The 981-nt window shown below is 62.8% G+C and carries 2 protein-coding genes; both read right to left on the bottom strand.

Annotated features, from left to right (window positions below; genetic code table 11):
- The coding region (locus tag EN991_RS24695; RefSeq protein ID WP_027161587.1) for a DNA alkylation repair protein at window positions 1-702 on the bottom strand (702 nt) is incomplete at its 3' end.
- Window positions 703-711: 9 nt separating this feature from the next.
- Window positions 712-981, bottom strand: a 270-nt coding sequence (locus EN991_RS41085; protein WP_245461070.1) for an NAD-binding protein, incomplete at its 5' end; no start/stop codon positions are given.

The following is a 981-nucleotide window of genomic DNA, read 5'->3' as shown; positions in this document are numbered from 1 at the left end:
GCCTTTCCTGGCGGCGATCCGCGCGAGCGTCTTGGCATTGGTCAGCTCCCTTACGGCGTCCTTGCCGATCCAGCGCGCCGTCTTGTCGGCCGACTGCGCCAGTCGTTCGGCGACAGCCAGGGCGGCACCGTGCATGTTCATCGATCGCTTACCGATCGACCGAAGCGCCCAGTTCACGGCTTTCTTCACGAAATTGCGGCTGTCGTTCGCGTGCGTTTCGATGATCGGCAGGAAGGAGAGGAAGGTCGCCCCTGGCTCCTGCTTCCGGTGGACGACAGACCAGGCCATCATGGCGAAGGCCGTGCGCCGAACGAACTCCCGCTCGTCGGCCGCGAACTCGGCGATCAGTTCTTTCCAGGCGTCCGTATCGACAAAGAGATCCGAGACGCCGTCGACGATGTCCCAGGAGTCGAAACTAGCCGCCCATCGCCTTGCATCTTCAGCAGAAAACCGTTTCGGGTCAGCCGTGACGGAGGCAATGAACTGCGCCTCCATGATGCCGCTGTCCCATAGCTCGAAGGCGCGCTCGTGGTTGCGTTTGATCGTCCGCGCGATCTGCCGCTGCATGCCGTGCGAGATGCCAAGTGCACGGTCGATCTTGATGCCGTAGCGCAACATGCCGAGGCGGTTCTGCTCGGATCCGATGGCGCGAAGATGGGCGACGATTTCCGCGGCACTGGATTGAGGCGAGAGCTCTGCCACGGCAGAGACCTATTTTTCGAGACGGGCGAGCAGCGAGGACGTGTCCCAGCGCTTGCCGCCCATCGCCTGCACATCCTTGTAGAACTGGTCGACGAGTGCGGTGACCGGCAGTCTGGCGCCATTGCGGTCGGCCTCGGCCAGGCAGATGCCGAGATCCTTGCGCATCCAGTCGACGGCGAAGCCGAAATCATATTTGCCGGCGTTCATCGTCTTGTGGCGGGTCTCCATCTTCCCGGAGCCCGCGGCGCCCCTTGGAAACAACTCGCTCACCTTCTTCAC

Source organism: Mesorhizobium sp. M7A.F.Ca.US.005.03.2.1, from assembly GCF_003997795.1.
Lineage (GTDB): Bacteria > Pseudomonadota > Alphaproteobacteria > Rhizobiales > Rhizobiaceae > Mesorhizobium > Mesorhizobium ciceri.
Note: the sequence above shows the minus strand (reverse complement) of the source record. Positions and strands in the feature narration are given on the sequence as shown.